The 25,914-nt window shown below is 68.3% G+C and carries 22 protein-coding genes; 14 read left to right on the top strand and 8 right to left on the bottom strand.

Annotated features, from left to right (window positions below):
* The first annotated feature begins 15 nt into the window (after positions 1-15).
* Positions 16-462 carry a MarR family winged helix-turn-helix transcriptional regulator gene (locus G6N36_RS21250; protein ID WP_163688820.1) on the top strand — a complete coding sequence of 149 codons (447 nt, stop codon included), beginning with the start codon at positions 16-18 and terminating at the stop codon, positions 460-462.
* Between the two features lie 4 nt (positions 463-466).
* Here G6N36_RS21250 and ggh read toward each other — a convergent pair whose 3' ends face one another.
* Positions 467-1,807: a glucosylglycerate hydrolase gene (gene ggh / locus G6N36_RS21245; RefSeq protein ID WP_163688819.1), complete on the bottom strand. Its 1,341-nt coding sequence runs from the start codon at positions 1,805-1,807 to the stop codon at positions 467-469.
* Positions 1,808-1,890: 83 nt separating this feature from the next.
* Here ggh and G6N36_RS21240 point away from each other — a divergent pair, with 83 nt between their 5' ends.
* Complete coding sequence (locus tag G6N36_RS21240; protein WP_163690795.1) at positions 1,891-2,556, top strand: SDR family oxidoreductase; 666 nt, start codon at positions 1,891-1,893, stop codon at positions 2,554-2,556.
* On the opposite strand, the gene G6N36_RS21235 is transcribed toward G6N36_RS21240, so the two are convergent.
* Positions 2,504-3,454 carry a PDDEXK-like endonuclease domain-containing protein gene (locus G6N36_RS21235; RefSeq protein ID WP_163688818.1) on the bottom strand — a complete coding sequence of 317 codons (951 nt, stop codon included), beginning with the start codon at positions 3,452-3,454 and terminating at the stop codon, positions 2,504-2,506. The two genes, G6N36_RS21240 and G6N36_RS21235, sit on opposite strands and share 53 nt — an antisense overlap.
* Positions 3,455-3,502: 48 nt before the next feature.
* Entirely contained in the window at positions 3,503-6,352 is a 2,850-nt protein-coding gene (gene leuS / locus G6N36_RS21230; RefSeq protein WP_163688817.1) for a leucine--tRNA ligase, read from the bottom strand.
* 184 nt (positions 6,353-6,536) lie between these two features.
* Between leuS and G6N36_RS21225 the strand changes: the two genes are divergently transcribed.
* Both G6N36_RS21225 and G6N36_RS21220 read left to right on the top strand, forming a co-directional pair.
* Positions 6,537-7,502: an LpqN/LpqT family lipoprotein gene (locus tag G6N36_RS21225; protein ID WP_163688816.1), complete on the top strand. Its 966-nt coding sequence runs from the start codon at positions 6,537-6,539 to the stop codon at positions 7,500-7,502.
* Positions 7,503-7,584: 82 nt separating this feature from the next.
* Positions 7,585-7,929, top strand: a complete 345-nt coding sequence (locus G6N36_RS21220; protein ID WP_163688815.1) for a hypothetical protein — start codon at positions 7,585-7,587, stop codon at positions 7,927-7,929.
* Between the two features lie 8 nt (positions 7,930-7,937).
* Here the strand turns inward: G6N36_RS21220 and G6N36_RS21215 are convergent, their stop codons facing one another.
* Positions 7,938-8,543, bottom strand: coding sequence for a YqgE/AlgH family protein (locus G6N36_RS21215; protein WP_163688814.1), 606 nt, complete (start codon positions 8,541-8,543; stop codon positions 7,938-7,940).
* 137 nt (positions 8,544-8,680) lie between these two features.
* Here G6N36_RS21215 and G6N36_RS21210 point away from each other — a divergent pair, with 137 nt between their 5' ends.
* The gene (locus G6N36_RS21210; RefSeq protein ID WP_163688813.1) at positions 8,681-9,967 is read left to right on the top strand and encodes an MFS transporter; all 1,287 of its coding nucleotides are present in this window, start codon (positions 8,681-8,683) and stop codon (positions 9,965-9,967) included.
* A 9-nt stretch (positions 9,968-9,976) separates the two neighbouring features.
* The gene (locus G6N36_RS21205; RefSeq protein WP_163688812.1) at positions 9,977-10,753 is read left to right on the top strand and encodes a TIGR03084 family metal-binding protein; all 777 of its coding nucleotides are present in this window, start codon (positions 9,977-9,979) and stop codon (positions 10,751-10,753) included.
* On the opposite strand, the gene G6N36_RS21200 is transcribed toward G6N36_RS21205, so the two are convergent.
* Positions 10,754-11,242 carry a pullulanase gene (locus G6N36_RS21200; RefSeq protein ID WP_163690794.1) on the bottom strand — a complete coding sequence of 163 codons (489 nt, stop codon included), beginning with the start codon at positions 11,240-11,242 and terminating at the stop codon, positions 10,754-10,756.
* A 5-nt stretch (positions 11,243-11,247) separates the two neighbouring features.
* Positions 11,248-12,738, bottom strand: a complete 1,491-nt coding sequence (locus G6N36_RS21195) for a CCA tRNA nucleotidyltransferase (protein ID WP_170311176.1) — start codon at positions 12,736-12,738, stop codon at positions 11,248-11,250.
* Positions 12,739-12,792: 54 nt separating this feature from the next.
* Here G6N36_RS21195 and G6N36_RS21190 point away from each other — a divergent pair, with 54 nt between their 5' ends.
* The 8 genes from G6N36_RS21190 to G6N36_RS21155 all read left to right on the top strand — a co-directional run bounded on the left by G6N36_RS21190 (position 12,793) and on the right by G6N36_RS21155 (position 23,949).
* Entirely contained in the window at positions 12,793-13,563 is a 771-nt protein-coding gene (locus G6N36_RS21190) for an NUDIX hydrolase (RefSeq protein ID WP_163688810.1), read from the top strand.
* 41 nt (positions 13,564-13,604) lie between these two features.
* Positions 13,605-16,004, top strand: coding sequence for a DUF6049 family protein (locus G6N36_RS21185; RefSeq protein WP_163688809.1), 2,400 nt, complete (start codon positions 13,605-13,607; stop codon positions 16,002-16,004).
* Complete coding sequence (gene murJ / locus G6N36_RS21180; protein ID WP_163688808.1) at positions 16,001-19,843, top strand: murein biosynthesis integral membrane protein MurJ; 3,843 nt, start codon at positions 16,001-16,003, stop codon at positions 19,841-19,843. Before G6N36_RS21185 ends, murJ begins: the two co-directional genes overlap by 4 nt.
* Positions 19,844-19,910: 67 nt before the next feature.
* Positions 19,911-20,510, top strand: a complete 600-nt coding sequence (gene sigM, locus G6N36_RS21175) for an RNA polymerase sigma factor SigM (protein ID WP_163688807.1) — start codon at positions 19,911-19,913, stop codon at positions 20,508-20,510.
* Positions 20,511-20,537: 27 nt separating this feature from the next.
* Positions 20,538-21,146, top strand: coding sequence for an RsmA family anti-sigma factor (locus G6N36_RS21170; RefSeq protein ID WP_163688806.1), 609 nt, complete (start codon positions 20,538-20,540; stop codon positions 21,144-21,146).
* 90 nt (positions 21,147-21,236) lie between these two features.
* Positions 21,237-22,211, top strand: coding sequence for a thioredoxin-disulfide reductase (gene trxB / locus G6N36_RS21165; RefSeq protein WP_163688805.1), 975 nt, complete (start codon positions 21,237-21,239; stop codon positions 22,209-22,211).
* Between the two features lie 11 nt (positions 22,212-22,222).
* Positions 22,223-22,564, top strand: coding sequence for a thioredoxin (trxA, locus tag G6N36_RS21160; RefSeq protein ID WP_163688804.1), 342 nt, complete (start codon positions 22,223-22,225; stop codon positions 22,562-22,564).
* Positions 22,565-22,752: 188 nt separating this feature from the next.
* On the top strand, positions 22,753-23,949 hold the full coding sequence (locus tag G6N36_RS21155) for an N-acetylmuramoyl-L-alanine amidase (protein ID WP_163688803.1): 1,197 nt from the start codon (positions 22,753-22,755) through the stop codon (positions 23,947-23,949).
* A gap of 13 nt (positions 23,950-23,962) precedes the next feature.
* On the opposite strand, the gene G6N36_RS21150 is transcribed toward G6N36_RS21155, so the two are convergent.
* Together G6N36_RS21150 and G6N36_RS21145 are read right to left on the bottom strand one after the other, a co-directional pair.
* Entirely contained in the window at positions 23,963-24,715 is a 753-nt protein-coding gene (locus tag G6N36_RS21150) for an acetyltransferase (RefSeq protein ID WP_163690793.1), read from the bottom strand.
* A gap of 217 nt (positions 24,716-24,932) precedes the next feature.
* Entirely contained in the window at positions 24,933-25,895 is a 963-nt protein-coding gene (locus G6N36_RS21145) for a ParB/RepB/Spo0J family partition protein (RefSeq protein ID WP_163688802.1), read from the bottom strand.
* Positions 25,896-25,914: the final 19 nt, after the last annotated feature.

The following is a 25,914-nucleotide window of genomic DNA, read 5'->3' as shown; positions in this document are numbered from 1 at the left end:
TAGACTGCCGAAATTATGGTGGAGACCGAACCGCAGGTCGCTGAGCTGGCCGGAGAGCTGCAGCGCGTCCTCTCCCGGGTGTTCTCCGTGCTCCGCCGGAGCGATCCCAGCCGGGACGCCGCCACCGGCGATCTGACCCTTGCCCAGTTGTCGATTCTGCTGACGCTGCTGGAGCAGGGACCGATCAGGATGACCGAACTCGCCGCGCACGAACGGGTGCGCACGCCCACGACGACGGTCGCGATCCGCCGGCTGGAGAAACTCGGGCTGGTGAAGCGCTCCCGCGATCCCTCCGACCTACGGGCGGTACTGGTCGACATCACCCCCGAGGGCCTGGCCCAGCATCAGGAAGCGCTGGCCAACCGGCGGGCATTCCTGGCCACGCTGCTCGCAAAGCTCGGACCCGAAGACCTCGAGACGCTGAGCAAGGCGCTGGTCCCGCTCGAGCGCATCGCCGAGTAGCCTCTCAGCCCAACCAGTCCAGCACCGCCGCGGCGGTCCATGACTGCTGCATGCTGCCCAACGGTTCGCCGGTGAACGGTTCGTAGTACTCGGCGAAGGTGCCGTCGCTGACCTGTCGCAGCCCTTCGCGCCGAAGGATCAACGACCGTTCCGCCCAGCCGCGGCGCGCGAAGCACCACGAGAACAGCCACGTCGTCACCGGCCAGACCGGCCCACGCCAGTACTCGCGCGGGCGGAAGTCGCGCGACACCGGCGACGTCGTCGGAATCAGCGCGAACTTCAGGTCGGGATGCCCGCAGAAGCGCGGCCCTTCCAACAGCCGCAGCAAGGCACGCTCCTTGTCGTGCGGCAGCCCGCCACACAGCAGCGGCGCGAACTGCGCGACCGTCTCGGTGGCCACCCATTTCTCAGCCCGCACGTCGTAATCCCTTGCCGCGCCGTTACGTTCGTCGGCGGTTTCAACGACGCCCCTGCGGAACCGCTCGGCCCAGGCGTACAGGTCCCGCACGTCGGAGCGGGGCCGCTTGTAGTCCTCGCCGATCTCGGCAAGCACATCGCACGCCACGGCGAGTATCGCCGATACGAACACGTCCTCGACGGCGAAGCTCATCACCTTGGGCAGCAGCTCGTCGTCGTAACGAGCCGACTTCATCTCCTCGAGCAGCCACAGGTAGCGGTCGTACTCGATGTCCGACGGCCGCTGGCTGGCGTCGGTGACGATCGCGTTGTCTGCGCGCTGGTATTCGGGCAGCCGGCCGGGGACGACGTTGGCGTAGGCGCTGTCCCACCGCGGCGAATTGTCCATGCCGGACTCCCAGCCGTGGTACATCGTGACCCGGCCGCGCGATCTGGGGTCGCGGGCCTCGGCGAGCCAGCGGTGCCACCGGACCAAGTCGTCCCACCGGCGGTCGAGGAAGGCCTCGGCGACGGCGCGGGTCGACCGGCCACGACTGCGGGCGTGATCCAGGATGCGCTGCACCGCGATCGCGTGCACCGGCGGCTGGGTGATGCCCGAGGTGTGGCGGTTGCGCGGGGCGTTGACGGCAAGCGCTGACGTGGCCCACCGCGCCGGTCCCGGGAAGTATCCGTCCACGCCGTTGGCGAAGACGATGTGCGGGATCATGCCGTTGGCCCATTGCGCCGATAGCAGGGTGTCGAGCTCGACCACGGCGCGTTCGACGCTCAGCGGAGCCAGCCCGATCGCCACGAAAGCGGCGTCCCAGCTCCACATATGCGGATACAGCAGCGGCGCCGCCGTCGTCATGGTGCCCAGGTCGTTGCCACGCAGAAGATACGCGGCGCGGGCCGCCAGTTGCGTCGGCGCGAAGCCGGAATCGTGGGCCATCGTGTCAATGATGCGACGGCCGGGCACGAGTTGCAGGTCGGTAGGGTGACTTCGTGTCGAATGTCGCCGCCGACGCGGCCCGGATGCCGACGGCGATGATCACCGGGGCCTCGCGCGGGCTCGGTGCGGCCATCGCCAGCGCACTCGCACCCACCCATACGTTGTTCCTCGCGGGGCGGCCATCGGCGGAACTCGACGCCGTCGCCGCCGAGTACGGGGCTACCACCTGGCCGGTCGATTTCGGTGATCTCGAAGCCATCGAGGTCGCCGTCGAACCGATCGTCGAGCTGGACGTCCTGATCCACAACGCGGGTGTCGCGTACCCGGCCACCGTTCCCGACTCGACAGTCGACGAGTGGCGCTCCACAATGATCGTGAATGTCGTTGGCCCGGTGGCACTTACGCTACCGCTGCTGCCCGCACTGCGCGCCGCCAGAGGCCACGTCGTCTTCGTGAACTCCGGCGCGGGCATCAACGCCTCTCCCGGCCTGGCGTCCTACACCGCGAGCAAGTTCGCCCTACGCGGGTTCGCCGACTCCCTGCGCAACGACGAGCCGTCGCTGCGGGTGACCTCGGTGCACCCGGGCCGGATCGCGACCGAGATGCAGGAAGGTCTGGTCGCCTACGAGGGTCGCGAGTATGACCCGTCGCACTACCTGAGCCCCGAGACTGTCGCCAAAGTCATAGCCGACGCGGTCAACGCGCCCCCCGACGCGCACGTCCACGAGGTGATCGTCCGCCCCCGTTGATTGTGATTTCGGTGCTCTGACGATCGCCCGCCGACTGTTCGCGCACCGAAATCGCCCTTCGGATGATCGCGATGACTCGCTGGGGATACTCGGTCAGGTCCAGCCACGTGAACCGCAGCACCTGCCAGCCGAGCACCGAGATGTCGTTCTGTCGTTTTCGATCGACCTGAAACGCATCCGAGTCCGAGTGGAACGCCCAACCGTCCGTCTCGATCGCGAGTCGTTCCGCCGGAAATCCGACATCGACCTTGTACCCGGCCACGGGAAGGTTGGTGCGCCAACCGGTAATACCTGCTTCCCTGAGCAGTTTGACCAGCAGACGTTCGGCAGCCGACCGTGCACCGTCGCCAGCAGCTTGGAGCAGAATCCGGGCAGCCGGCGACCCGTACCTTCCCTTATTGCGCAATTGCGCGCGCCAGAGTTCGCGGAGTTCGACGTCCTCTTGGAGGGCTCCGTCCATCAGCGACATGCCCGCGCGTCGATTAATCGATGCTTCGCGAACCGTCAGCGGTCTTGCAGTTACGCGCAATCCTCGAATACTCGTGACGTCCGACGGTTCGAGATCTCGTCGCCTCAACCGAGTCTTTTCATGACAACGGCCATGACCCGTGCGCGGCATCGTCACTTCGACGATGCCGGGCGCAAACCGCGTCAGCCCGTGCCACCATGCGGCCGTCAACCCGCTGGCGATTGCCCGTTCGCCATAGCCCCATACCGCCGCTCGAACTCGGGCAGCACTGGTGAACGGTCGATCGTCGACGAAGTAGACGCCCCGCGAACACCGCATCCAGTCGCCTGACTGCACTCGACGCTGCACCGCCTGCACACTCAGGCCCGATTTGGTCGCCTGTTCGAGCGTGATGACGCCGTCTTGTTCTCGAAGTAAATCCTTCAGCATCCCCAATGGACGTTGGCCGACGCCTCATCGGTTCCACTCCTCGCGATTTCAGGCGACGATGTTGACCAGCCGGCCCGCCACCACGATCACCTTTTTCGGTGTGGCGCCGGCGAGGAACTCCTGCACCTTCGCATCGGCGAGCGCCGCGGCCTCCAACGCGTCCGCATCGGCGTCGGCGGGCACGGTGATGCGTCCGCGGACCTTGCCGTTGACCTGTACCGGCAGTTCGACGGTGTCCTCGATGAGGTACCGCGGGTCGGCCACCGGGAACGGCCCATGCGCCAGCGAGGTGTCGTGGCCCAGCCGCCGCCACAGTTCTTCGGCGAGATGCGGCGCCAACGGCGCGACCATCAGCACCAGCGGCTCCAACGCCGCCCGGGCCGTCACCCCCTGCTTGGTCAAGTGGTTCGTGTACTCGATCAGCTTCGCCGCGGCGGTGTTGTTGCGCAGGTTCGTGTAGTCGTCGGACACCCCGGCGATCGTGCGGTGCAACACCCGCAGGGTGTCGTCGTCCAACGCCTCGTGGGCAGCCGAGCGCCCGGCGCCGGTCTGCTCGTCGACCACCAACCGCCACACCCGTTGCAGGAAGCGGTACGCGCCGACGACATCCTTTGTCGCCCAGGGCCGCGACGCCTCCAACGGGCCCATCGACATCTCATAGACCCGCAGCGTGTCCGCGCCGTACGCGTCGCAGATCTCGTCGGGCGACACCGAGTTCTTCAGGCTCTTCCCGATCTTGCCGAACTCCTGGAACACCTCGATCTCACCGTCGGGTGCGCGCCAGTAGAACTTTCCGTCGCGTTCGACGACTTCGGCGGCAGGTACGTACGAACCGCGCGCGTCCGTGTAGGCGAACGCCTGGATGTAGCCCTGGTTGACCAGCCGGCGGTAGGGCTCCCGCGACGACACGTGGCCGAGGTCGTAGAGCACCTTGTGCCAGAAGCGGCAGTAGAGCAGATGTAGTACCGCGTGCTCGACGCCACCCACGTACAGGTCGACGCCACCAGGATCGTCCGGCCCGTGCTCGGCCGGCCGCGGCCCCATCCAGTAGGCCTCGTTCTCCTTGGCGCACAGCTCTTCCTTGTTGTACGGGTCGGTGTAACGCAACTCGTACCAGGAACTCGCCGCCCACTGCGGCATGACGTTGGTGTCGCGGGTGTAGGGCTTGAGGCCGTCGCCGAGATCCAATTCGACGTGCACCCAGTCGGTCGCCTTGCCCAGCGGCGGCGACGGCTCGCTGTCGGCGTCGTCGGGATCGAACTGCACCGGGGCGTAATCCGGAATGTCGGGCAGCTCCACGGGAAGTGCGGATTCGGGCAACGGATGCGCCCGGCCGTCGGTGTCGTAGACGATCGGGAACGGCTCGCCCCAGTACCGTTGCCGCGCGAACAACCAGTCGCGCAGCTTGTACTCGACGCGGGCCTGCCCGCGCCCGTCGGCGACCAGCCGATTGGTGATGGCCTCCTTCGCCGATGCGACGGACAGACCGTTCAGATAGTCCGAGTTGACCAGTTCACCATCACCGGAATAGGCCTGCAGCGAAATGTCGCCGCCGGCAATCACTTCGATGATCGGCAGACCGAACGTCGTGGCGAACTCCCAGTCGCGCTGATCGTGACCGGGCACCGCCATGATGGCCCCGGTGCCGTATCCCAGCAGCACATAATCGGCGATGAACACCGGAACCTGTTGGCTGTTGGCTGGATTCGTCGCATACGCGCCGAGGAACACGCCGGTCTTGGTCTTGTTCTCCTGACGCTCCAGATCCGACTTGGCCGCGACGGTCGCGCGGTAGGCCCCGACAGCCTCCGCGGGGGTCGCCGCACCGAAGGTCCAGCGCGGGTCGGCGTCGGCGGGCCACTGGGCGGCGAGGAGCCTGTCGACCAGCTCGTGTTCAGGTGCCAGCACCAGGTACGTCGCGCCGAACAACGTGTCGGGCCTGGTGGTGAACACCTCGATGTCACCGGCTTCGGTCGCGAACTGGACCGCCGCGCCGGTGGACCGGCCGATCCAGTTGCGCTGCATGGTCTTGACCTTGTCCGGCCAGTCCAGCAATTCGAGATCGTCGAGCAGCCGGTCGGAGTAGGCGGTGATGCGCATCATCCACTGCCGCAGGCGTTTCCGGAACACCGGGAAGTTGCCTCGGTCACTGCGCCCGTCGGAGGTGACCTCCTCGTTGGCCAGCACCGTCCCCAGACCCGGGCACCAGTTGACCAGCGAGTCCGCCCGGTACACCAGTCGGTACGAGTCGACGACATCAGCACGTTCGCCGGCGCACAACTCCGACCAAACCCGGCCATCATCCAACGTCCTTCTACCCGAGTCGAATTCGGCGATCAGCTCAGTGATTGGCCGCGCTTTGTCCATCGCCGGGTCGAACCAGGCGTTGTAGATCTGCAGGAAGATCCACTGCGTCCACTTGTAGAAGTCGACGTCGGTGGTCGAGAAGCTTCGCCGTGCATCGTGCCCCAGCCCGAGCCTGCCCAGCTGGCGGCGGAAGTTGACGATGTTGGCCTCGGTTCGGGTACGCGGATGCGTTCCGGTCTGGATCGCGTACTGCTCGGCGGGTAAGCCGAACGCGTCGAAACCCAACGCGTGCAACACATTACGTCCGGTCATCCGGTAGTAGCGCGCGTAGACGTCGGTGGCGATGTAGCCGAGCGGATGTCCGACGTGCAGACCCTCCCCCGACGGGTACGGGAACATGTCCTGCACGAACATCTTGTCGGCCGGCACAGGGCCGCCGTCGGGCTCGGCCAGCGAGCCGACCGGGTTGGGCACGTTGAACGTCCCGGAGTCCGCCCAGCGCTGCTGCCAGGCACGCTCGATCTGCCCGGCCAGCTCCGCGGTATAGCGGTGCTGCGGGGCATCGGTGCCGGCGTCGGGCGATTCAGTCACGTGAACAGGGTATAAGCCCGCCGATCGTGCTCTCGCCGGCCACAGGTTGGTCTCGGTTACGTCACCGGTCGGTCAGAGCTTGATCCCAGGTCGGTTCCGGCCCTGGTGACTGTCGCTGCGCGGTGGATACAGTCGGCGCCTGACCACATGGCTGACGAGCCCGACAGTGAAAGGACCGACGGCGATGAACGACAACGCCCGACGCTGGAGGACTCCGGCTATCAGCGTGGCTGCGGCTACCGTCGGCGTCCTCTTCTTCACCGGCGTCCCCGCCTCGGCCCAGCCACTGCAGCCGGTCGCGCCGCAGCCCAATCCCGCCGTGGTATCGCAGACCGCGGCGACACCCAACGCCGCCCTCACCCCCGCCGCACCCAACGCCGCGCTCGCCGTCCCGTCGACACCGAGTGCCGCTGTCGCGCCGGCAATGGCCAACCCCGCCCTGACCCCGGCGTCGCCGGTCGCGGCCGCGGCCGCACCCGGTGGTGTCACTCCGCCTCAGGTCGCCGCCCCGGCGGTGCTCCCGATCACCCCCGCCAACGCGGGCACACTGTCGGACTTCTTCCAGTCCAAGGGCGTGGCGATGGAGCCTCAGGTCAGCCAGAACTTCAAGGCCCTCAACATCGTGCTGCCGATGCCGAGGGGCTGGGCACACGTGCCCGACCCGAATGTGCCCGACGCGTTCGCCGTGATCGCCGACCGCGTGGGCGGCAATGGCCTGTATTCCTCTAACGCCCAGGTCGTGGTGTACAAGCTGGTCGGCGACTTCGACCCGCGCGAGGCGATCAGCCACGGGTTCATCGACAGCCAGCAGCTTCCGGCCTGGCGGTCCACCAACGGGTCGATCGCCGAGGTCGCCGGGCTGCCGACATCGACGATCGAAGGCACCTACCGCGAGAACTCCATGACGCTGGACACGTCGCGCCGGCACATCATCGCCACCGCGGGTCCGGACAAATACCTGGTGTCGCTGGCGGTGACCACCAGCGTCGACCAGGTCGTCGCGGCGGCCGACGCCACCGACGCGATCGTGCGGGGCTTCAAGGTCAGCGTCCCCGGCGCAACCTCGCCCCCGGGCGCACCCGCTCCCGCACCGCAAGGTCAGCCGGCGGCGCCGGCCGCCACGGCTCCGGCCACTGGACTAACTGGATAAAAGGGCTTGTTCCCCCGGGCGAAGCCTGGCGCCCGGGGGGACGCCCAAAACCCGGTAACCGCCGCCTCGTATTCTGTGGCGCATGTTCCTCGTCGCGGTGTTGTGCCTGTGCGCCGCGGTCGCGATCGCGGGTCACGGTGTCTGGCTGCTGGCCCGGCCACGGTCGGCGGATCCGATCCAATCTGTGCTCCGCGGGGTAGCCCCGACCCAGTTCGCCGCCGCGGCGATGCTGGCAGCCGCCGGCACCGTGGCGCTGTCGAGCCACCCCGACACCGCGCTCGTCGTGGTCGTGGTCTGCGTGGTCGGTGCCGTGAGCACCGTTGCGGCCGGCTGCTGGCAGGCGGCCAAGGTCATCGCAAGCCGAGAGGCGAGCGATGCCGACGCTTGCGCTGGTGCCTGCGCGACATGCACGCTGTCCTGCAGCTGAACGGCGGTTCAGTTGCGGCTGATATCGATCGGGTGCGTCGCGAGCAGCGACAGCGGCAGCGGCTGACGGCGCAGGACCCGCGCCCACAAATCCATCCGGGGCTCGGAGAGCACGTCAGTTGGCAACGCGGACAGCACAATCCAGTCGTCGCGCTCGATCTCACCCTCCAGCTGACCGATGGTCCACCCCGAGTAGCCGGCGAAAATCCGCACCCCTTCGACCACCGGTGCGATCGAATCGGGGTCGGCGTCGAGATCCACCATCACCATGCGGCCCTGCACGTGCCGCAGCCCCGGCAGGCCGGCCGGGTCCATACCGACCCGCAGGGTCGCCAGGCACAGTGCGGCGTCGCGCTTGACCGGGCCCCCGATGAACATGGTCTTCGGTTTGGTGGCCAGCTTCGCCCACTGCGGCAGCACGTTGTAGACGGCAGTCTCGCTGGGCCGGTTCAGCACCACACCGAGCGTGCCGCCGTCGTTGTGCTCGACGATGTAGATGACACTGCGCCGGAACGTCGGCTCGAGCAGGTCGGTGTTGGCGAGCAGCAGTGTGCCCGCGCGGACCCGGTGTTTCGCAGGCGCTATGAAGTCCTCCGGGTCCTCTGAGTGCGCCATCACCCCATCATCGCATCAGCAACCAGCGAACGTGGCGAACAAAGCCGGTCCGGCGGGATATTTGTACTGTGGGTCGGGGGGCCGCTGAACATCGATCGCCGCAAGCCGCCCGGCGATGCAACAGGGACGGGATTGTCGTGGTCGAGGCACGTTCGCCGCTCGCCCTATGGCATTCGGTACGCGCCCTTCCCGAGTTTCGACGCCTGCTCGAGCTTCGGCTCGTCAGTCAGTTCGGTGACGGCCTTTTCGCCGCCGGACTGGCCGGCGGGCTGCTGTTCAGCACCGAACGGGCCGCGACGCCGTGGGCCATCGCCGGTTCGTTCGCGGTGCTGTATCTGCCGTACTCGCTGCTAGGCCCGTTCGCAGGCGCGCTGCTGGACCGATGGGACCGCCGCCTGGTGCTCATCGGCGCCAACATCGGGCGTCTGCTCACGGTGTTGGTCGTCGCCGCGCTGCTCGCGGCCAGCGCTCACGATCTGGCGATCCTGGTGGCCGCGCTGATCGTCAACGGCTTCACCCGATTCGTCTCCTCGGGTCTGTCGGCGGCGCTGCCGCACGTGGTGCCGCGAGAGCAGGTGGTGTCCATGAACTCGGTCGCCACCGCGACCGGCGGGGCCGCCGCCTTCCTCGGCGCCATCTTCATGCTCCTGCCGCGCTGGCTCTTCGGGGCAAACGACGTCGGCGCCTCGACGATCATCCTCATCGTCGCGGTGCCGGTGGCGCTCGCGCTGTGGCTGTCGTGGCGCTTCCCCCCGCATCTGCTCGGTCCCGACGACAGCAAACGCGCGGTCCACGGATCGATCGTGTACGCGGTGGCCACCGGTTGGGGACATGGCGCCCGCACGGTCGCGGCGGTGCCGTCGGTCGCCGCGACGCTCGCCGGGCTGGCGGCGCACCGCATGGTGCTCGGCATCAACAGCCTGCTGGTGCTCGTGCTCGTCCGGCACGCCGACGTCGACGTGCCCGACGTCGCGGGTCTGGGGACGACCGCGCTGTTCTTCGCGGCCGTCGGCACCGGACAGTTCCTGGCCGCCGCGGTCATGCCGGTCGCCGTCGCGCGGTGGGGCCGGTACGCGACGGCCAACGGGGCCTTGGCGATCGCCGCGGTGATTCAGGTACTGGGCTCCGGCCTGCAGCTGCCGGTGATGATGGTGTGCGGCTTCCTCATCGGACTGGCCGGCCAGGTGGTCAAGCTCTGCGCCGACAGCGCGATGCAGCTGGACGTCGACGACGCGCTACGCGGCCACGTGTTCACCGTCCAGGATGCGCTGTTCTGGATCGCATTCATCCTCGCGGTGACGGCGTGCGCCGCGGTGATTCCTCCTGGCGGTCACCAACCGGCGCTGGCCCTCGCGGGTGCCGGCATCTACCTGCTCGGCTTGGCCGCGCACGCCACGCTCGGGCGGAGCCAACGCCACGGCTAAGGTGGCGCCATGGCTGGTGCCGAGCCTATGGTCGCTGACCTGCGGGCCGAGAGCGACGAACTCGACGCGCTCGTGGCCGACCTTCCCGCCGCACGCTGGAGGGAGTCCACACCGTCGCCGGGGTGGACCATCTCCCACCAGATCGCGCACCTGTTGTGGACCGATCGCGTCGCACTCACCGCCGTCACGGACGAAGCCGGATTCGCCGTCGTCTTGGAGGAGGCGTCAAAGGATCCGTCGGGGTTCGTCGATGCGGGCGCCGAAGAGCTGGCGTTGACGCCGCCGGCCGAATTGCTGGCCGATTGGCGCCGCACCCGCGGCCGTCTGCACGACGAGCTGTTGACAGTGGCCGACGGACGCAAGCTGCCGTGGTTCGGTCCGCCGATGAGCGCGCCGTCGATGGCTACCGCGCGGCTGATGGAGACGTGGGCGCACGGTCTCGACGTCGCCGACGCGCTCGGTGTCGACCGACCCGCCACTGCACGCCTCAAGTCGATCGCCCACATCGGCGTGCGCACCCGCGATTTCGCCTTCGCGGTCAATGGCCTTGCGCCACCGACAGATCCGTTCCTCGTCGAGCTGCGCGCTCCGGACGGGTCGACGTGGTCGTGGGGACCGGACGACGCGGCGCAACGAGTCACCGGCGCGGCGCAGGACTTCTGCATGCTGGTCACGCAGCGCCGGCCACGGTCGCAGCTCGACGTGACGGCCACCGGCGCGGACGCCGAGCGGTGGCTCGGCATCGCGCAGGCGTTCGCCGGACCACCCGGACCGGGGCGGGCGTGATCAGAGCTCGTCGGCTCCATCGGCCTTGCCGTCGGCATCACCGTCGCTCAGCTTGACGTCCCACCGGCCGTCGCCGTCGGTGTCGACGAAGGCGTGCTCGGCGCTCACCGCGCGGTCGGCCAGCCCGTCGCCGTTGAAGTCCAGTAGTCGGTCGTCGACCTGACCGTCCGCGTCGACGTCGACCACCAAACCCCCGGCGTGCTCAACCCCGTCGAGCCCGAACCACCTCAACGACCCGGCCCGGTCCAGGCTCACCGCCCAGGTGCCGGTGCCGTCGTCGGTGAAGAACGCCGAGTCGGACAGGTGATCACGCACCAGCTGATCGGCAACGCCGTCGGCATCCAGGTCGGCCATCGCATCGTCGAGCAGGCCGTCCCCGTCGAAGTCCAGACCGACGGCGTCGAGCGCACCATCACTGTTTAGGTCGATATCCGGGGCAGCGCTCCAGATGGTGGCCGACCCGTCACCGTCGCCGAGGCAGTACTCCATACCGATCAGACGGTCTGGTCGCCCCGCGCGTTCCACCACTTGGTCAATTCCTCGACAGCCTCGTCATGCGACAGCGGGCCGCGGTCGAGTCGGAGCTCCTTGAGATACCGCCACGCCTCGCCGACCTGTGGCCCGGCCGGGATGTCGAGTAGCCGCATGATCTCGTTGCCGTCCAGGTCGGGCCGCACCCGCGCCAGATCCTCTTTCGCGGCGAGCTCGGCGATGCGCGCCTCGAGATCGTCGTAGGCCGCCTGCAGGCGCGCCGCGCGCCGCTTGTTGCGGGTCGTGCAGTCGGCGCGAACCAGCTTATGCAGTCTCGGCAACAGCGGGCCGGCGTCGGTGACGTAGCGCCGCACTGCCGAATCACTCCACCTGCCGGCCCCCTTGCCGTCGGCGTAGCCGTGGAACCGCAGGTGCAGGTACACCAGCTGCGAGATGTCATCGATCATCTGCTTGGAGTACTTCAGCGCGCGCATCCGCTTGCGCGCCATCTTCGCGCCCACCACCTCGTGGTGGTGAAAGCTCACCCCGCCGTCGGCCTCGTGCCTGCGCGTGGAGGGCTTGCCGATGTCGTGCAGCAGTGCCGCCCAGCGCAGCACCAGATCTGGGCCGTCCGATTCCAGGTCGATCGCCTGCCGCAGCACCGTCAACGAATGCCAGTAGACGTCTTTGTGCTGATGGTGTTCGTCGATCGCCATCCGCATGCCGCCGACCTCCGGCAGCACGACGTCACCGAGCCCGGTCTGCACCATCAGGTCGATACCGGCGACCGGGTCCGCACCCAGCAACAGCTTGTCTAGTTCGGCAGCCACGCGTTCGGCGGAGATGCGCTGCAACTGAGGTGCCATCTCGACGAGCGCCTCCACCACCCTCGGCGCCACGGTGAACTCGAGCTGCGAGACGAACCGGGCCGCGCGCAGCATCCGCAACGGGTCGTCCCCGAACGAGATCTCCGGTGCCGCAGGGGTATCCAAAACCTTGGCCTGCACCGCCGCCAGGCCGCCGAGGGGATCGTGAAACTCGCCGGGGCCGTCGGCGGTGATGCGCACGGCCATCGCATTCGACGTGAAATCGCGTCGCACCAGATCGTCCTCGAGGCGGTCGCCGAACCGCACCTCCGGGTTGCGTGACACCTGGTCGTAGGTGTCGGCACGGAACGTGGTGATCTCCAGGCGGTCGTCGCCCTTGCCGACCCCGATCGTTCCGAATTCGATGCCGGTGTCCCATAGCGCGTCGGCCCACCCGCGCAGCATCGCCTGCAGCTGCTCCGGCCGCGCATCGGTGGTGAAGTCGAGATCGTTGCCCAGGCGGCCCAGCAAGGCATCGCGCACACTGCCGCCGACGAGGAACAGTTCGTGGCCCGTATCAGCGAACACCCGGCCCAGCTCGCGCAGGACGTCGCCATGCCGGTTCAGCGCAACTTGCGCTGCGGCAAGCAGTTCAGCATCAGCACCCGATCCGGCCACGTTCGGACACCCTAATAGCAACGGGTCCATCACGACCGGTGAGTGTGGCGGGAGCGATACTGCGTGGCAGCTACTATCGCTTGGGTGTCGGACGGCGAACATGCAAGACCACGACGGCGCCGCGGGCGACGTCGCGGCCGCCGCGCGGCAGGCCCTCCCGAGTCCGGTCCCCAGCCGGCCGAACACCACAACAACTCGTCGGTCAACGGTGCAAAAGACCAGGTAAACGCCCAGCCCAAGCCGCAGAAGTCGCGTCCGCGCCGGCCACCGGACCGGTTGCGCACCGTCCACGAGACCTCGGCGGGCGGGCTCGTCATCGACGGCATCGACGGGGCCAAAGACGGCCAGGTAGCCGCCCTCATCGGACGCACCGACCGGCGCGGCCGGATGCTCTGGTCGCTGCCGAAGGGCCATATCGAACTCGGTGAGACCGCCGAGCAGACCGCCATTCGCGAGGTCGCCGAAGAGACCGGAATCCAGGGCAGCGTGCTGGCCGCGCTGGGCAGCATCGACTACTGGTTCGTCACCGAGGGGCGCCGAGTGCACAAAACCGTGCACCATTATCTGATGCGATTCCTCGAGGGAGAGCTGTCCGACGAGGACGTCGAGGTCAGCGAGGTGGCCTGGGTGCCACTTAAGGAGCTGCCGTCGCGGTTGGCCTACGCCGACGAACGCCGGCTCGCCGAGGTCGCCGGTGAGCTCATCGACAGATTGCACGCGGACGGGCCCGCCGCGTTGCCGCCGCTGCCACGGACCTCGCCGCGGCGACGGGCCCAGACGCACTCGCACACCCGCAACCGTCGTCCCGACGAAAAGACAACTCGGCGGACGAACGGCTGCGGCCAAGGGCCGTGATCACGGTCCCCTGCCCTTCGGCCGTGGGCCCAGGGCCGCGTATGTCCCCTGTGGCGGTGGCGCGCCTGCTACTCGCGGTCGGGATGTTGGCGATGTTCGCCGTGCCGCTGGCGATCCCCCCCGCCGCCGCCGGTGAACCCGGCTCGACGCCGTTCCTGACGGTGCGCATCGACCGCGTCACCCCCGAGGTCGTCACCACGACCAGCGAACCCGTCGTGACCGTCGCCGGCACCGTGGAGAACGTCGGCGATCGTCCCGTGCGTGACGTGATGGTGCGCCTCGAGGACGCCGCGGCCGTCACGTCGTCGGCGGGGCTGCGCACCAACCTCGCAGGCAACGTCGATCAGTTCGAGCCGGTGGCCCAATTCGTCACTCTTGCACCAGAATTGGCGCGTGGGGGCGCTGTCCCGTTCACGCTGTCCTACCCGCTGCGGTCCGCGGAACAACCGTCGCTCGGCATCGAGCGGCCCGGCGTCTACCCAGTGATGGTCAACGTCAACGGGACGCCCGACTACGGGTCGCCCGCACGCCTCGATGACGCCCGGTTCCTGCTGCCGGTGCTCGGCGTCCCGCCCGACCCGGCCGCCGACGCCGACGACGCGCTGACGGCGGTGGTCCCGCCGGACACCTCCAAACCGGTCGGCCTGACCCTGCTGTGGCCCATCGCCGACCGGCCGCGGCTGGCCGCGGGCGCCCCCGGTGGCACCACACCGATCCGGCTCACCGACGACGACCTCGCGACGTCCCTGGCACCCGGTGGACGGCTCGATACCCTGCTGTCCGCCGTCGAGTTCGCCACCGGCCCGCAGGTCGATCCCGAGGGGAACGTCCGCCTCGCGACGTGCCTGGCCGTCGACCCCGATTTGCTCGTCACCGTCAACGCCATGACCGGCGGCTACGTCGTCAACGACGGTCCCGACGCCGGGCCGGGCACCCCGACGCACCCCGGCACCGGCCAGGACGCCGCCGTGGCCTGGCTCAACCGGCTCCGCGGCCTCGCGCAGCGCATGTGCGTCGTCTCGACCACCTACGCGCAGGCCGACCTGGACGCGCTGCACCGGGTCGGTGACCCCGGGCTCTCCACCATCGCGGTGAAGTCCGCCGGCGACATCGTCGACCAGATCCTCGGGATCGCGTCGGTCCGCGGCGCCAGCCTCATCGGCGACGGACCCCTCACCGGGCCGGCGGTGCAGCTGCTGTCCGCCCTGGGCCCCCGCCCGCAGGCCAGCGCAGAGCAGACCGTCGCGATCGGCGCCGCCGAAGTCACGGCCTCGGATTCCGACGGTGCGAACGCCGCGCCAGAACCCGCCGAACTGCGGCCGGTGCGCTACGCGCCGAACGTCGTCGCGGCGCCGTTCGACCCCGCGGTGGGCGCCGCGCTGGCCGGGGCGGGGGCCGAACCGGTCGCACCCTCGTACCTCGACCCTTCCCTGGATGTCCCCCTGCACCACGGTTCGGAAGTGGCGCGCAGACAAGACGCCGTCGGCGCGATGATGTGGCGAGCACTGCAGCCCGACATCGAGCCGCGCACCGAGATCCTGATGCCGCCGATGGCGTGGAGCCCACAGCCGGCGGACGCACAGGCGATCCTCACCGCGGCGGCCACCATGATCAACGCCGGGATGGCGCGGCCGCGCCCGCTGACCCAGGTGATCACCGACGGCTATGCCGTACCGCCGCAGCGCATCGCGCCGCTGCCCGAAGCCAACCTCGGGGATTCGCGCGGGCGGTTCGACGACGCCGTGGTGTCCGGCATCGCGGCGGTGACGGCCCGGCTGTGGGGTCTGACGACTGCACTGACCACCGACGAACGCACGGGCCTCACCGGCTACGGGTACACGGCGCCGCTGCGTGAGGACTTGCTGCGTGCGCTGAGCCAGTCGGTCCGACCGGATGCGCGCAACGGCCTTGCGCAGCAACGGCTCACGACGGTGAGCCGCACAGTCGAAGACCTGTTCAACGCTGTCACCATCGTCAACCCCGGCGGCTCCTACACGCTGGCGACCGAACGCAGCCCCCTCCCGCTCGCCGTGCGCAACAACCTTCCCGTGCCGATCCGGGTGCGGCTGGACGTCGACGCGCCGCCGGGCATGACCGTGACCGACATCGGCGAGATCGTGGCGCCGCCTGGCTTCCTGCCGCTCAAGGTTCCGATCGAGGTGCACTTCACCCAGCGCGTCGCCGTCGACGTGGCACTGCGCACCGCCGACGGTCTACCACTCGGCGAACCCGTGCGGCTTTCGGTGCACTCCAACGCATATGGCAAGGTGCTGTTCTTCATCACGCTGACCGGTGGGGCGATCCTCGCGCTGCTCGTCGGCAGACGGCTGTGGCACCGATTCCGCGGCCAGCCCGACCGCGCCGACCTCGACAGACCCGATCCCCTCGAGGTCGCGATGCGCTTCGACGAGGACACGGTTGCTCAGACCGGGGAGAAATGAGTCCCGTCCCCGGCGGCCCCCCGACGCCACCATCGCGAACCGGGCCGCCACGGCCGGTCGGCGCCCGCAACCCGCTGCCCGGTCCCCCACCGCCGCCGCCCCGCAGGAGTTCGGCCCCACCGCCACGGCTGCCCCGCGGCCCCGCACCCCGGCGTCGCGCCGGACGCCCCGAATTGTCGGACGCCGCGGTCGTCTCGCGCTCGTGGGGAATGGCGTTCGCAACCCTGATCAGTCGGCTCACCGGGTTCGCCCGCATCGTGCTGATCGCCACCATCCTCGGCGCCGCACTGTCCAGTGCGTTCTCGGTGGCCTATCAACTCCCGAACCTCATCGCCGCACTGGTGCTGGAGGCGACGTTCACCGCGATCTTCGTGCCCGTGCTCGCCCGCGCCGAACGCGACGACCCCGACGGCGGAACGGCGTTCGTGCGCCGCCTGGTCACCCTGGCGACCACCCTGCTGCTGATCACCACCGCGCTGGCCATCGTGTCGGCACCGCTGCTGGTCGAACTGATGCTCGGCGCCGACCCCCTGGTGAACCGCGACCTCACCAAGGCGTTCGCCTATCTGCTGCTGCCGCAGGTGCTGTTCTACGGGCTTTCCTCGGTGTTCATGGCGATCCTCAACACCCGCAACGTGTTCGGGCCGCCCGCCTGGGCTCCGGTGTGCAACAACGTCGTCGCGATCGCCACGCTTGGCCTCTATCTCGTTGTCCCCGGCGAGCTTTCGGTAGATCCGGTTCAGATGGGCAACGCGAAGCTGCTTGTCCTCGGCATCGGCATGACGCTGGGGACGGTGACGCAGGTGGTGGTGCTGCTCGTCGCGTTGCGGCGCGAGCGGGTCAGCCTGCGTCCGTTGTGGGGCATTGATGACCGGTTGAAACAGTTCGGCGCGATGGCGTCGGCGATGGTGCTCTACGTGCTGATCAGTCAGATCGGCCTGATCGTGGGAAACCGAATCGCCAGTGGCGCTGCGGCTTCCGGCCCGGCGATCTACAACTACACCTGGCTGGTCCTGATGCTGCCCTTCGGCATGATCGGCGTGACGGTGTTGACGGTGGTGATGCCGCGGCTGAGCCGCAATGCCGCGGCCAACGACAATCCGGCGGTGCTGGCCGACCTGTCGTTGGCCACCCGGCTGACGATGGTGACGCTCATCCCGATCGTGGCGATGATGACGGTCGGCGGTCCGGCCATCGGCAGCGCGTTGTTCGCCTACGGGAACTTCGGCGATGTCGACGCCGGCTACCTCGGCATGGCGATCACGCTGTCGGCGTTCACGTTGATCCCGTATGCCCTGGTGCTGCTTCAGCTCCGAGTGTTCTACGCACGGCAGCAGCCGTGGACGCCGATCGCTTTGATCGTCGTGATCACCGTGGTCAAGATCGCCGCGTCGGTGGCCGCGCCATACCTCACCGACGATCCGGACCTGGTCGCCGGTTATCTCGGCCTGGCCAACGGGCTGGGGTTCCTCGCCGGCGCGATAGTCGGCTACTTCCTGCTGCGCGCGAACCTCAACCCGCCCGGTGGACGGCTCATCGGCCTGCAGGTGGTCCGCACCATCCTCGTCACGATCTTCGCGTCGCTGATCGCCGGCCTGATCGCCCACGTCGTCGACCAACTGTTCGGCCTCGAGTCGCTGACCACCAACTGGGGTGGCGCCGGGTCGCTGCTGCGGCTGCTGGTGCTGGGCCTGATCATGGTGCCGACGATCGCCGGTGTGCTTCTCGCGGCCAAGGTGCCCGAAGCAGAGGCCGCCCTCGGTGCGGTGCGTCGCCGCCTGGGCCGCGCCCGACCCGTGCCCGAGACCTTGGGCCCACGCCCGGAGGGCAGGCGAGGGAGGGTGGCCTCACCACCGAGAATGCTGCCCGACCAGCCTCCGCCGCGCACTCCCCTCACGTACGCTCGTCAGAGGAATTCGTCCGCGTCAATACGACGCCCGGCACCGCCGGTTGGAAAGCGGGAACCCTCGGGGGAGGTTGTCAGGGATGGAATGGGGAAAGGACCAGCGGTGAGCAACGAACCCGCAGGCGGCTCCGTGCCCGACAACACCGCCACGGCGAAGATCCCGGTACCACCGCCCCCGAACGACGGCGAATCGCCGGTGTCCGCCGACGACTTCCAGCCCGACGTGCCGACTCCTGATGTCCCCGCCGCCCCGTCGCCAGCCGATTTCAAGGCGACCGTGCAGGAGCCCGTCGACTTCGGCGCAACGGCCCGCCTTTCGACGGCGGAACCCAACGGCACCGCGCCGATCCCGGCCTCCGGCCGGCCGCCGTCGGACTACGGCGGCGATCCGACCCGTGAATCGCTGCCCTTCGACGTGCCGCGCGAGCCGCCGATCGAGGCGGCGACGTCTGATGAGGATGTCCATCTGATCCCCGGCGCGGTGATCGGCGGCGGCCGGTACCGGCTGCTCGTCTTCCACGGCGGACCCCCGACGCTGCAGTTCTGGCAGGCGCTGGACACCGCGCTCGATCGCCAGGTGGCGCTGACATTCGTCGACCCGGACGCGACGCTGCCAGACGAGCAGTTGCAGAAGATCCTGGCCGCCACCCTCAAGCTGAGCCGCTTGGACATGCCCGGTGTCGCCCGAGTGCTCGACGTGGCGAACACCGGTTCGGGTGGTCTGGTGGTTTCGGAGTGGATCCGGGGCGGGTCCCTGGCCGAGGTGGCCGAGACGTCGCCCTCCCCGATTGGTGGCGCGCGGGCGATTCAATCGCTGGCGGCCGCCGCAGAGGCGGCGCACCGCGCGGGTGTCGCGATGTCGATCGATCACCCCAGCCGCGTACGAGTGAGCATCGAAGGCGACGTCGCGCTGGCGTTTCCGGCGACCCTGCCCGATGCCACCCCCGAAGATGACATCCGCGGTATCGGCGCCGCGCTGTACGCGCTGCTGATCAACAAGTGGCCGTTGCGCGAGGCGGGCGTGCGCAGCGGTTTGGAATCCGCCGAACTCGATCCCGCCGGACAGCCGGTCGAACCGCGCTCGGTCGACCGTCAGATTCCGTTCCAGATCTCGGCGGCGGCGGCCCGCGCCGTGCAGGAGGGCGGCGGGATCCGTAGCGCGCCGACGCTGCTGAACCTGCTGCAGCAGGCCACCGCGGTCGCCGATCGCACCGAGCTCATCGAGCCCGTCGACGAGCCGATCGCTGCGTCTGCGCCGCACCGCTTCGGCGAGCGAGATCCCGAGGATCCCGACGCGCAGGCCCGCCGCCGCAAGGCTCTGCTGATCGGCCTCAGCGTCGGCGGCGCGATCCTCATCGTCGCGCTGGTGGTGCTGGGGACTGTGCTGACCCGGATCTTCGGCGACGTCGGCGATGGACTCGGCGGTGACGAGCTGGGGCTCAATGCGCCGGGTACGTCCGAGGCCGGCGACGCCGGCGCCGGGGAGACCGTGAAACCCGTTTCGGCAACGGTCTTTTCACCCGAGGGCGAGGCCGACGCACCCGCCGAGGCCCGCCTCGCGATCGACGGCAACCCGACGACCGTGTGGCCGATCGACACGTACACCGACCCGGTGCCGTTCCCGAACTTCAAGAACGGTGTCGGGCTCATTCTGCAACTGCCCGAGCCCACCAGGATCGGTGAGGTCGACATCAACCTCAACAGCACGGGCACGGCCGTGGAGATCCGGTCGGCGCAATCACCGACACCGGCCTCGCTGGCCGATACGACCGTGCTCAAGTCGGCCACCTCGCTGCAGCCCGGTCAGAACACCATTGAGCTCGACAACGCCGAGCCGACGTCCTACCTGTTGGTCTGGGTGTCGACCCTGGGCACCGTCGACGGCGAGAACCGTTCGGACATCGCAGAGATCACCCTCAAGGCGGCGGGGTAACCGCGCCCATCCCCAGCCCGGCAAAGATGTGTCGGAAGGGGCCCTGCGCGCCGTTTAGTGTTCGGCTGTGGGGACCTTCGGCGAACAGGAACGCACCGATGCAGAGTTGCTCGCCGCGCACGTCGCGGGTGAGCCATACGCGTTCGAGGAGCTGTTCCGCCGCCATCACCGCCAGTTGTACCGGCTCGCCCAGCTGACCAGCCGAAACCCGGACGACGCCGCCGACGCGATGCAGGACGCGATGCTGTCGGCGCACCGCACCGCCCCGGCGTTCCGCCACGACGCCGCCGTCAGCAGTTGGCTGTATCGCATCGTGGTGAACGCCTGCTTGGATCGGTTGCGCCGCAACAAGACCCGCCCGACCACCACATTGCTCGACGACACCCACCACGCCGGCGACCCCATGCCGCACGTGGACACTGCGATCGTGGTCGAGCGCGCGCTGATGCGGCTGCCCGTCGAACAACGCGCGGCCGTGGTTGCGGTCGACATGCAGGGCTACTCCGTGGTCGAGACGGCTCGGATGCTCGGTGTCGCCGAGGGGACCGTGAAAAGCCGCTGTTCGCGCGCCCGACGCAAACTCGCCGAGACGCTCGATTATTTCGCGCTCGATGGAACCGCGGCGGGCTCGCCTTCGTCTAATCCCCCGGTGATGGAGACTGGCTGACGTCAGGGCAACCGGCGGGAGCACGCGATGGACAACGGCAGCGAGGACGACCTCGATCCCGCGGTGGTCGAGCGCGTCCGCCGCGATCTCACCGAGCTGGGGTCGGATGAAGCGTCGGCGCCCGACGTGCCGCCGGAGGTGACGGAGCGCGTCCTCGCCGCCCTGCGCGCCGAACCCGCCCACACGGTCGCACGGGCGCCGCTGCGGCGGCTGCAGGTCATCGGGCTCGTCGTCGGCCTCGGCGCCGCGGTGGCCGCCGTCATCGTCGGCGCCGTGATGGTAAACCGCCCCGAGCCGCCCACGTTTCCCGCCGGTCCGACCGCCAAGACGATCACCGTCGAGCGGTCCACCGCGATACCGCTGCCTCGCCCGCAGATCATCGAGCTGCTGTCACGGACCCCGGACTACGGGCCGCTGACCGACCCCGGGCGCCGCGGCTCCTGCCTCGCGGGACTGGGCTACCCACCGGGGACCGCGGTGCTGGGCGCCCGGCCACTGGACATGCGGGGACAGCCCGGGGTATTGCTGCTGCTTCCCGGCGAGTCACCCGACGATGTCGTGGCCGTCGTGGTCGAGCCGGGATGCAGCGGGGCTCACACCGGCCTGTTGGCGAAGTCCTTGGTCAGTCGGACGTAATCTGTCCACCAGACCGGGCGGGAACACCCACGCCTAGGCTGGTGTTACACCCGTGCCGGTTGCGAATCGGCAGAAAGGCGAAAGGCGCTCATGACCTCCAACCCCACGGTTCATGACCTGATCGTCATCGGATCAGGGCCTGCGGGCTACACCGCCGCCATTTATGCGGCGCGCGCTCAGCTGGCCCCGCTGGTATTCGAAGGCATCCAGTTCGGCGGCGCGCTGATGACCACCACCGAGGTAGAGAACTACCCCGGCTTCCGCGACGGGATCACTGGGCCGGAATTGATGGACCAGATGCGCGAACAGGCGCTGCGCTTCGGCGCCGATCTGCGGATGGAGGACGTCGACTCCGTCTCGCTGGAGGGCCCCATCAAGACCGTCACCGTCGGTGACGAGACCTATCAAACGCGCGCCGTCATACTCGCGATGGGCGCGCAAGCCCGCCACCTGGGAGTTCCAGGTGAGGAAGCCCTGATCGGCATGGGTGTGAGCACCTGTGCCACGTGCGACGGCTTCTTCTTCCGCGACGAGGACATCGTCGTGGTCGGCGGCGGCGACTCCGCGATGGAGGAGGCGACGTTCCTCACCCGTTTCGCCCGCAGCGTGACGATCGTGCACCGCCGCGAGGAGTTCCGCGCGTCCCGCATCATGCTGGAGCGCGCTCGCGCCAACGAGAAGATCACGTTCCTGACCAACACCCAGGTGACCGCGATCGAGGGTGATCCCAAGGTCAGCGGGGTGCGACTGCGCAACACCGTCACCGGCGAGGAATCCAAGCTCGACGTGACCGGCGTGTTCGTCGCCGTCGGCCACGATCCTCGCTCGGAGTTGGTGCGCGGACAGGTCGACCTGGACGAGGACGGCTACGTGCAGGTCAAACAACACAGCACCGCGACCTCTGTGGAAGGCGTCTTCGCCGCGGGCGATCTCGTCGATCACATCTACCGACAGGCCATCACCGCAGCGGGCACCGGCTGTTCGGCGTCGATCGACGCAGAGCGTTGGCTCGCCGAAATCGGTTCTGCCCCAAGCGATGAAGCAACCGCTACCCCCGTACGTTAGGAGTTGTACCCATGACTGAGACCTCGGCCGGAAAGGCCACCGTCACCGTCACCGACGATTCGTTCTCCAGCGATGTGTTGTCGAGCAGTACCCCTGTGCTGGTGGACTTCTGGGCCACCTGGTGCGGGCCGTGCAAGATGATCGCCCCCGTTCTCGAGGAGATCGCCGGCGAGAAGGCCGGTCAGTTGACCGTCGCCAAGCTGGACGTCGACGCGAATCCCGCGACCGCACGTGATTTTCAGGTGGTCTCGATTCCGACGTTGATCCTGTTCAAGGACGGTGCGCCGGTGAAGCGCATCGTCGGCGCAAAAGGCAAGGCAGCCTTGCTGCGCGAACTCGCTGACGTGGTGTAACAATCCCCTAGCGTCGTCCCCTAGCTTCGCGGTGGGCCCAGTGGGCCCTGTGGGCCCAAATTCGGGCCCGGCGGATACCCGCCTGGCGTTTTCTCGATTCGCAGATCCGTCTGAGACAATGCTGTCTAGCTTTATTACGTCGTGTCGGCGTTGTGCGACCGCCGGCATCCGTGACCGAAAGGCCGCCTATGTCGAGTCTGCGTCGCGGTGACCGCGGAAGTGCGGTCACCGAGATCCGGGCTGCTTTGACGTCCTTGGGCATGGTCGAGAATCCGGACGACGACATCACCACCGGCCGGCACGTCGCGCTCGACGTGTTCGACGGTGAACTCGACCATGCGGTGCGCGCATTCCAACAGCACCGCGGCCTGTTGGTCGACGGCATCGTCGGTGAAGCGACGTACCGCGCGCTGAAAGAAGCCTCCTACCGCCTGGGCGCACGCACGCTCAACCATCAGTTCGGCGCTCCGATGTTCGGCGACGACGTTGCGACACTTCAGGCGCGGCTGCAGGATCTCGGCTTTTACACCGACATGGTCGACGGACATTTCGGCCTGCACACACACAACGCGCTGATGTCGTACCAGCGCGAGTACGGGCTGTATCCGGACGGCATCTGTGGCCCAGAAACGTTGCGCTCCTTGTACTTTCTGGGTTCGCGCGTCACCGGTGGCTCTCCCCACGCGATCCGGGAAGAGGAACTCGTTCGAAGCTCCGGACCGCGGCTGTCCGGTAAGAGGATCATCATCGATCCGGGCCGCGGGGGTGACGATCACGGGCTGATCATGCAGAGCCCCGACGGCCCGATCAGCGAGGCCGACATCCTGTGGGATCTGGCGAGCCGGCTCGAGGGCCGCATGACCGCGATCGGTATGGAGACGTTCCTGTCTCGCCCCGTCAACCGTTCGCCGTTCGACGCCGCACGGGCCATGACCGCCAACACGGTGGGTGCTGACCTCATGATCAGCCTGCGCTGCGCCACCCAGCCGAGCCCGGCCGCCAACGGCGTGGCATCGTTTCACTTCGGCAACGCACACGGTTCGGTGTCCACCATCGGACGCAACCTCGCCGACTTCATTCAGCGAGAAGTTGTGGCGCGCACCGGATTACGTGACTGCCGCACCCACGGCCGGACGTGGGATCTGCTGCGGCTCACCCGCATGCCCACGGTACAGGTCGACGTCGGCTACGTGACCAATCCGCGCGACCGCGGACTGCTGGTCTCGAGCCATACCCGAGACTCGATCGCCGAGGGCATCCTGGCCGCGGTCAAACGCCTGTACTTGCTCGGCAAGAACGATCGCCCTACTGGCACATTCACTTTCGCCGAACTGCTGGCGCACGAACTTTCCGTCGACCAGGCCGGGCGCGTCAGCCCGAGCTAGCTTGGCGCCCCTACTAGCAGGGGCCGGCGCCCGCTCCGACCGGCTGTTGCAGCTGAGCGCTTTCCAGCAGGCGCTCCAGAGCCGCCTCGACATCGGCCTTCCAGCCCAATCCCTGTTCCAACTCCAGCCGGAGCCGCGGAAAGTACGGATGCGGCGAGACAACCACGAAGCCGGCGTCCTGCAGCACGTCGACATCGAGTACGCATTGGTCGACCGAACAGTCCCCCAGCACCTCGATGATCGGTCGCAGGACAGGCGACACCGCCTGCGGGTCGGTCAGATCGGACGCATCGGCGGTATGACCGAACGCCTCGAGCGCGCGCACGCCACGACGGACGAGATCGCCGACCACCGCCGCGATCAGAGTGCGCGGTAAGGCATCTGCGCCATCCCCGGGTTCCACCCCCAGGGTCGTGAGCAGTACCGCGTCGGCACTGACCGGACCAGACGGGAAATACCGGGCCCGCGGCACCGCGCGCGGCGGCGCATAAAACGCGTAGCCCAGGCAGGCCTCGTCGCCGGTCGGCACGGCGTCATCTCCCATCGAATCGGGACACTGCACCGCTATCTGCCCGCACGCACCCCACTCGAGCATGACCATCGAGAGCCACGCTTCCTTCTCGAACTCGGGGTCCCACAGCTGATTTCCACCCGCTTGCGAACCCTGCAGGGTCGACGGATCGACCTCCCAGAACACGCAACGACGAGCGTGCTTGGGCAGCTGCTCGAATGCTTCGAGCCGCATGGGCGTGATACGTGGCGGCACTAGCCTCTCCGGGTTTCGCACGGTGTCGATGTGCACGGATGCCACTCAAGGATAGAAGGGCGCGGCGCAGTTGACGCCAAATCTGCGCTGAGAACCTCGACCGGCCGTGGCATTCTCGAAAGCTGTTGATACACAGTCATTTCCGCTCGGGGTCGGCGGGCACGGGCACTCTCCCAAGGGTACGTGTCACAGTGACGTAACTGCCGCGGGTAAGGGGTTAGCGGTTGGACGCGCTCATTAGTTCAACTATGCGTTGCAGGTCCTCGACCGACCCGAACTCCACCACGATCTTTCCTTTGCGTTTGCCGAGAGCGACGGTGACGCGGGTGTCGAAGGCCGTCGACAGCCGCTCAGCAACATCCTGCAGCCCTGGCATGTGGATCGGCTTGCGCCGCGGCGCCGCGGGCGTCGCCGGGCCGGCACTGTTGGCCAGCGTGACGGCCTCCTCCGTCGCGCGCACCGAAAGCCCCTCGGCGACGATGCGTGCGGCTAGCTCCTCCTGCTGCTCTGCCCCGCCCTCGAGCGAGAGCAGCGCACGCGCGTGCCCGGCCGACAGCACACCGGCCGCCACCCGCCGCTGCACCGCGATCGGCAGCCGCAACAACCGGATCATGTTGGTGATGAGCGGACGCGAACGGCCGATGCGCGAGGCAAGTTCATCGTGGGTGACGCCGAACTCGTCGAGCAGCTGCTGATACGCGGCCGCCTCTTCCAATGGGTTCAGTTGTACGCGATGGATGTTCTCCAGCAAGGCGTCGCGAAGCATGTTGTCGTCGCCGGTCTCCCGGACGATCGCCGGGATGGTCGCCAGGCCCGCCTCCTGCGCGGCTCGCCACCGCCGCTCCCCCATCACGATCTGATACTTCGGCGTGGCCGCGCCGGGTAGCGTCCGCACGACAATGGGCTGCATGAGGCCGAACTCGCGAATCGAGTGCACCAATTCGGCGAGCGCTTCCTCATCGAAGACGTGGCGGGGCTGCTTCGGATTGGGTTCGATCGCCGACGGATCGATCTCGCGATAGACGGCGCCCGATACGTTGACCGGTCCACCGATCACCACATCGGCAGCGGCGTCACCCATCCGGCCGAGCGACGATTGTTCGCCATCGGACGGACCGGTGGGAATGAGCGACGCCAGCCCGCGGCCCAGACCGCTGCGCTTGCCTTTGGGTTGAGTCATCCAGATCTCCTCATCGGTG

The sequence above is a fragment of the Mycolicibacterium gadium genome (assembly GCF_010728925.1).
Taxonomy (GTDB): Bacteria; Actinomycetota; Actinomycetes; order Mycobacteriales; family Mycobacteriaceae; genus Mycobacterium; species Mycobacterium gadium.
The sequence above is the reverse complement of the archived record's forward strand: the minus strand, read 5'-3'. Positions and strand labels throughout refer to the sequence as shown.